The organism is Corallococcus sp. CA041A (assembly GCF_003612075.1).
Taxonomy (GTDB): Bacteria; Myxococcota; Myxococcia; order Myxococcales; family Myxococcaceae; genus Corallococcus; species Corallococcus exiguus.
Map to the genome: position 1 here is coordinate 1 of NZ_RAWF01000391.1, position 5785 is coordinate 5785.

The 5785-nt window shown below is 67.6% G+C and carries 5 protein-coding genes; 1 reads left to right on the top strand and 4 read right to left on the bottom strand.

Annotated elements, in window-relative coordinates; genetic code table 11:
- The 4 genes from D7V77_RS39425 to D7V77_RS39440 all read right to left on the bottom strand — a co-directional run.
- Positions 1-886 (bottom strand): MFS transporter (locus D7V77_RS39425; protein WP_120581357.1); only part of this gene is annotated, 886 nt, incomplete at its 3' end.
- Positions 887-997: 111 nt separating this feature from the next.
- Positions 998-3043 (bottom strand): adventurous gliding motility protein GltC, encoded by a 2046-nt coding sequence (gltC, locus tag D7V77_RS39430; RefSeq protein ID WP_120581358.1) that lies wholly within the window; start codon positions 3041-3043, stop codon positions 998-1000.
- A gap of 5 nt (positions 3044-3048) precedes the next feature.
- Positions 3049-3936, bottom strand: coding sequence for an outer membrane beta-barrel domain-containing protein (locus D7V77_RS39435; protein WP_120581359.1), 888 nt, complete (start codon positions 3934-3936; stop codon positions 3049-3051).
- A complete protein-coding gene (locus D7V77_RS39440) occupies positions 3933-4760 on the bottom strand; it encodes an outer membrane beta-barrel domain-containing protein (RefSeq protein ID WP_120581361.1) in 828 nt (275 codons plus the stop codon). The genes D7V77_RS39435 and D7V77_RS39440 overlap by 4 nt, the downstream gene beginning before the upstream one ends.
- A 274-nt stretch (positions 4761-5034) precedes the next feature.
- On the opposite strand from D7V77_RS39440, the gene cglC reads away from it, so the two are divergent.
- Positions 5035-5541 (top strand): adventurous gliding motility lipoprotein CglC, encoded by a 507-nt coding sequence (cglC, locus tag D7V77_RS39445; protein ID WP_120581360.1) that lies wholly within the window; start codon positions 5035-5037, stop codon positions 5539-5541.
- Positions 5542-5785: the final 244 nt, after the last annotated feature.

The window sequence follows — 5785 nt, forward strand, 5'->3', positions numbered from 1 at the left end:
CGCCATGCCCGGCCGCCACCAGCCGGCGCATCAGCCCGCCCTGCACCAGCGCGGACAGCACGCCCACCACCGCGAAGAGCGCCCCGGAGCGCAGGCTCGCCTCCTTCAGGATGGACGCGTCCGGATGCACCGCGTGAACCAGCCACCCGCCCTCCAGCGGCACCGGCCCGGAGGACAGGAAGCGCGTCAGCAGGTACACGGAGAAGGTGCCCTCCATCTGCGCGAAGGCCACCGTGTAGAGCAGCACCAGCACCACGCACCGGCCCACGACGGGCAGCGTCAACGCGGCGGCCGCGCCCCGCATGTTGCGAGACGTGGCGGACGGCGAGTCCGCCCTGCGCGTCTCCGGCAGGAAGAACCAGGTGTTGATGAGGTTCAGCGCGGACAGCCCCGCCGCGAACAGGCCGATGGCCAGGTTGCCGCCCCACGCCCCCAGGACGCCGCCCAGCGCGGGCCCCAGTACGAAGCCCAGGCCGAACGCCGCGCCGATGATGCCCATGCCCCGCGCGCGCTCATGGGGCTTGGTGATGTCCGCCACCACCGCCTGCGCCGTGGACACGTTGCCGCCGGACACCCCGTCGATGACGCGGGACAGGAACAGGAGGGGCAGCGTGTGCGCGAAGGCGAACAGCACGTAGCCCAGCAGCGAGCCCACCTGGGAGATGAGCAGCACCGGCCGCCGGCCGAACCGGTCCGACAGCCGCCCCATGATGGGCGCCGCCACCAGCTGCATCAGCGAGTACACCGCGACCAGCAGCCCCACCGCGAAGGGGGAAGCGCCAAAGCGCACGCCGTACACGCCCAGCTGCGGAATCAGGATGCCGAACCCGATGAGGTCCAGGACGGCGATGCCGAACACCACCCGCAGCGACGCCTCCCGAGCCAACTTCGCACTCCCTCGTCCCTTCGAGGGACCGTTGGAAAAGACAAGACCGCCGGAGCGCGCGTACGGGGCGCTCCGGCGGCCGGGAAGAATCCCACTCTCAGCGCGAGGCGTCTACATCGCCTCGGCGGACTGGATTTGACGGTTGGCCGTGTCGCGCTCGATGCAGCCCTTGGTCATCGTGTACTGGTACGTGCCCAGCTCGTCACGCCAGTACTCGCCCTCGTAGGGCCAGTAGAGCTGATCGTCCGCCACCGCCACGGAGTACTTGTACTTCTTGACGATGGCCGTGCGGCCGCCCGCCTTGAGCTGCTCCTCCAGGAACTCCTTCTCCTTGGTGGTCGTCTCGAACTTGATGCGCAGGCCGTTGGCCAGCAGCAGCTTGAGCGCGCCCAGCTCCGTCTCCAGCTTGCCCTTGGCCATGATGCCGGCCTTGGAGATGAGGCTGGTGCGCTGGACCTTGAGCTCTTCCAGCAGCTGCTTGGTCAGCTCCGAGTACTTGAACGTGTCGCCCTTGTTGGAGAACAGGTCCATCTCACCCTCGAGCTCCAGGATGGAGTCGTTGGTCTTCTTCAGGTCCTGATCCGTGAGGGCCAGCCGCAGGATGCGCTCCAGGAGCACGTCCGTGCCGTTCTTCTCCAGGCCGTCCTTGTTCTTCTTCTGCACGTCCGCGAGCACCGTGTAGTACTCGGAGGCGTCCATGTTCTTCTTCACCAGCCCGTCCAGCTCGTCGTGCACGGGCAGGTAGGTGCGCTCGAAGTCCTGGAGGATGAGGTTGGACTCCCGGTAGCGGCAGTTCTCGTAATAGATGACCGCCTTGAGGATGAGCGCCTCCGGGAAGTACTCCTCGCGGAAGAAGGGCGACGACAGGGTGATGAGGTTGCCCAGCGCCTGCTCGTACTGGCCGATGCGGTAGTTGGCCCAGGAGGACTCGAAGAGCGCCTCCAGCCACTGCGTGTTCCCGCGCTCCACCTTGTTCAAATAGAAGATGGAGAAGCGGTTCTGCTGCATGCCGTAGTGCGTACGGGCCAGCTGCATGAACGCCAGCTCGCGCAGCGACTTGTCCAGCTTCGCCTGCTCGCCGGAGCGGCCCGCCATGGGACGGGTGAGGCGCACCACTTCCTTCATGGCCTCCACGGACGCCATGACGTCCGTGTTGCCGCGCTTGGCCGCCGCGTCCTTGTGGTTCGTGCCGTTGCGGAAGAAGGCCAGGCCCTCCAGGTACTTCGCGCGCGGGTAGAACACGTCCGTGCGCGGGATGGTCAGCGCCAGGCGCTTCACTTCTTCAAAGGACTTGTCCGCGTTCTCCGTCTGGCCCACCTGATCCAGGGCGCGGCCACGCACGAAGTGGTAGCGCGCCAGCAGGTAGCGGAACTCGTTCCGGAACTTCTCCGGGAACTCGTAGTTCGCGTACCGGGCGATCTCATCCAGGATGACCGTCTCGTTCTGCGTCTTGCGGCTGATGAAGAACAGCCACTCCAGGCTCGTCTTGAAGAACTTCGTGGACGGGCCCGCGGCGAGGATCTTGGAGAACTCGCCCAGCGACGAGTGGTACAGCCCCATGCGGTAGAGCGACTTGGCGAGCACGTAGCGCGCCTCGACGTGCAGGCCCTGGAGCTTGGGGTCCCCCAACAGCTCGTGGGACGCCATCGCGGCCTTCTCGTACTCGTCGTTCTTGAACAGGCTGATGGCCGCGTCCAGGCGCTGGCGGTCCGCCGTCTTGCCGGACACGTCCACCGCGTCGAACGACATCGTGGGCGCGGGCGGCTTGTCGTTGTCACCCGTGAGGTCCAGCCCCAGGCCGGGGCTGCCCTGCCCGGCCGGCTTCGAGGGCGGCGTGGGCTTCGCGGCGGGCGCGGCCGGAGTGGCCGTGGGCGCCGGCGTCGTCGTCACCGCGGCGGGCGGCGTGGCGGGGTTGCCCACGGGCGCGCTGGTGTCGGAGGCGGACTCGTCCGCGTCCTCGGCAGGGGCGGTCGTCTTGCCCTTGCCACGCTTGACGGACGTCTTCTTCTTCGAGGAAGCCTTCGACGAGGCCCCCTTCTTCTTCTTCTTCGACTGGCCCGCCAGGTCCAGCCCTTCGAAGGACTGGGCCAGCGTGGGGGCCGTGTACGCGAGCGTGAGCCCGAGGACGGCGAGGCGGAGGAACCGGTGGGTGCGCATGAGTCTCAGGAACCGGAGGGGAAGAAGAAGGACAGGCCCAGCTCGAACAGGATCTGGTTGCGGAGGTAGTTGGGCGTGGGATCCCGGCCCTTCTCCACGTAGATGATGTCGCGCAGCTCCGTGCGCAGCGTCATCCACCGGTTGAAGAAGAAGCGCAGGCCGACGCCCACGTTGCCGCCGCCCGTGAGGTACGACTTGCTGCCTGCGGCGGGCGTGCCATCCGTCAGCGACTCCGCCGGCCCCTTGTACTGGACGACGGACGCGCCCACGACGCCGTACATGTCGAAGTGGACGAACTTCTCCGCCAGCAGCGACAGCTTGCCGTAGATGGGCGCCCACTGGACGTCCACGCCGCCCGTGAGCGTCATCTGGCCGGGCGCATACCCGTCCAGCTCACCCTTGGTGGGCGCGCGGCAGCCGCGGGTGTCCCCGTCCTCGCCCGGCGTGAAGGTGCAGATCTGCGCGGAGCCCGCCACGGAGTTCAGCGCGTAGCCACCGCGAAGACCTACGCCCAGCGTCTCCGTGGGGAAGTAGGTGACGGTGCCGCCGAAGATGTACTTCTTGTAGAACGCGTCGCGGATGGTGATGGACGCGGACGGGCTGACCTCGAAGCGGCCCTTCTTGAGGAACATGTGGCCGGACACCGGCCGGATGCGCTCGCGAAGAGGCCCCAGGGCGTCCTTGTCCACCTCGGACACGTCGCCGGCCTCCTCCTCCTGCGAGCCGGCGGGCGGGTTGGAGTTGGCGGCCGTCTTGGGGGCCGGGGTCGCCGGAGCCGGAGCAGGCGTGGCCGGAGCCGGAGCCGCGGCGGCCGGAGCGGGCGCCTGGTCGGCGGCGGCGAGCGTGGGCACGCCCGCGCACAGGGTCAGGAGCAGACGGAAGGCGGGCTTCATTCGGACTCCCTCCCCGTCGACTTGAGGGGCAGGAAGATGGAGATGCCCGCGTTGAGGGTCATGACGTTCTGGAGGGCGCCCTTGCTGCTGCCCAGGGGCTGGTCCACGTAGGAGGTGTTGATGAGGGCCACGTTGACGGCCAGGTAGTCCTTGGTGACGAAGCGCATGCCCAGGCCCAGGTCGAACGCCGGGTTGAGGCCGCGGTCCGGCAGCGCGGAGGTCTCCGTCCTCACCACGCCCATGCCACCCAGCAGGTAGCCGTCGAAGTGGAGGATGGAGTTCAGGAAGGACACCTTGCCGTAGAGCGGCGCCCACTCCAGGTCGCCCATGGCGGACCAGTTCGGCACGGAGCCGTAGATCTTGCTGTTGAAGGTGCGCTTCGCCGTGCGGACGTCATCCGACGGGATGACCTGGATGAGCGAGCCACGCGCCGAGACGGCCAGCGTGTCCGACAGGTACCAGGCCGCGCGCAACGAGCCGCCGAACTTCGAATAGAACGGGTCGTTCACGGAGATGCTCACGAACGGTGAGATCTCCAGGCGGTTCTTCTTCAGATAGACCTTGCGCTGAACGCTCTTCACCCGGTCGTCCTGGGTGATGTCCGTGAGCGGCATCAGCGCTTCGATCGGGATGTCCTTCGCCGGGGTGGCGGCTGGCGGCGACGCGGGACGGGCTTCCTCGTCCGGCGGCGGCGCGGGGTTCTCTTCGGGTGGCTTGGCCTGGGAGTCCTCGGTCAGATCGAGGCCCATGCCTTGCTGGTTCTGGGCGGGGGCCAGCGCGGGCCACATCAGGCTCAGCGCAAGCAGCAGCGTGGGGCGGTTCAAGTCCGGGCGCTCCGTGGGGGGAGGGAACGTACTGCCACCGGAAGGCAGCATGACATCAGCCGCACCATCCTATCGGCCGTATTCCCAACCATCAACCAGCAGAATGCGCCTGCCTCCTCTGTATTCCTCTCGTATCGCTTCACAATTCCACTGTGCTCACGCCCCGCGGGTCAGGGGTTGGCGCGAAGAAGCGGTGTGCTACCGTTCCCGGGTTCCGGGCGTCGGCCTCCCCCCTTGGCGCGCCCTGTTTCCATCCTTCCTAGAGGTCTGAAAGATGTTCGTGCGAACCGCGCTCTTCCTGTCCGCCGCCCTGATGCTGGGAGGCTGCGACGTCACCACCGAGCTGGGCAAGCCGTGCCAACTGGTGCGCAGGGCCACGGACCAGGAGCGGGAGGAGCAGGGCCGCAAGTTCGTGGAGATCCAGGAGAAGGACATCGCCGTGGATCAGGACTTCATCTCCTTCGGTTCGCTGGACTGCGAGGACCTCGTCTGCGTCCGTGACGACCAGAGCCCCCGCAGCGACAACCCGGAGGCGTTCGCCCTGGGCTACTGCAGCAAGGAGTGCGTGCAGGGCACCACGACGGGCTGCGAGATCACCCGCACCGTGGATGACGTGGAGCCGGGCCTCAAGGAGCGCATGACGTGCCGTCCCCTGCTCCTGGACCAGGACACGCTGGACGCCATCAAGATCGCGGACGAGTCCTTCTACCGGCGCACCTTCGGCGAGAACAACTCGCCCTACTTCTGCGCGGGCGCCGTCCCGGCGGCCCAGGGCAACTGAAGTCCGGGCTGAACAGCCCACTGAACAGTCGCCTCGCGCGAAAGGGTTAGACCTTTTCGCGCTCCCCGTTCGTAAAGGCAGGGCCCGCGTTTCAAACGCCTTTGGAGCCCTGCCATGAATCGTACGGTCCTGTTCCTCGCCCTGGCTGGTGGCCTTGCCCTCACCGCGCTGGTGCTGGGCATGCCCCGCGGGGGCGGCCAGCCGCCCACGCCGCACGTCGTCGTGACGTCGCCCACGCCCCCCC

Bases quoted from the DNA above. Each gene is read 5' to 3' on its own strand.
- gltC (WP_120581358.1), bottom strand. From the start codon at position 3,043: ATGCGCACCCACCGGTTCCTCCGCCTCGCCGTCCTCGGGCTCACGCTC.
- D7V77_RS39435 (WP_120581359.1), bottom strand. From the start codon at position 3,936: ATGAAGCCCGCCTTCCGTCTGCTCCTGACCCTGTGCGCGGGCGTGCCC.
- cglC (WP_120581360.1), top strand. From the start codon at position 5,035: ATGTTCGTGCGAACCGCGCTCTTCCTGTCCGCCGCCCTGATGCTGGGA.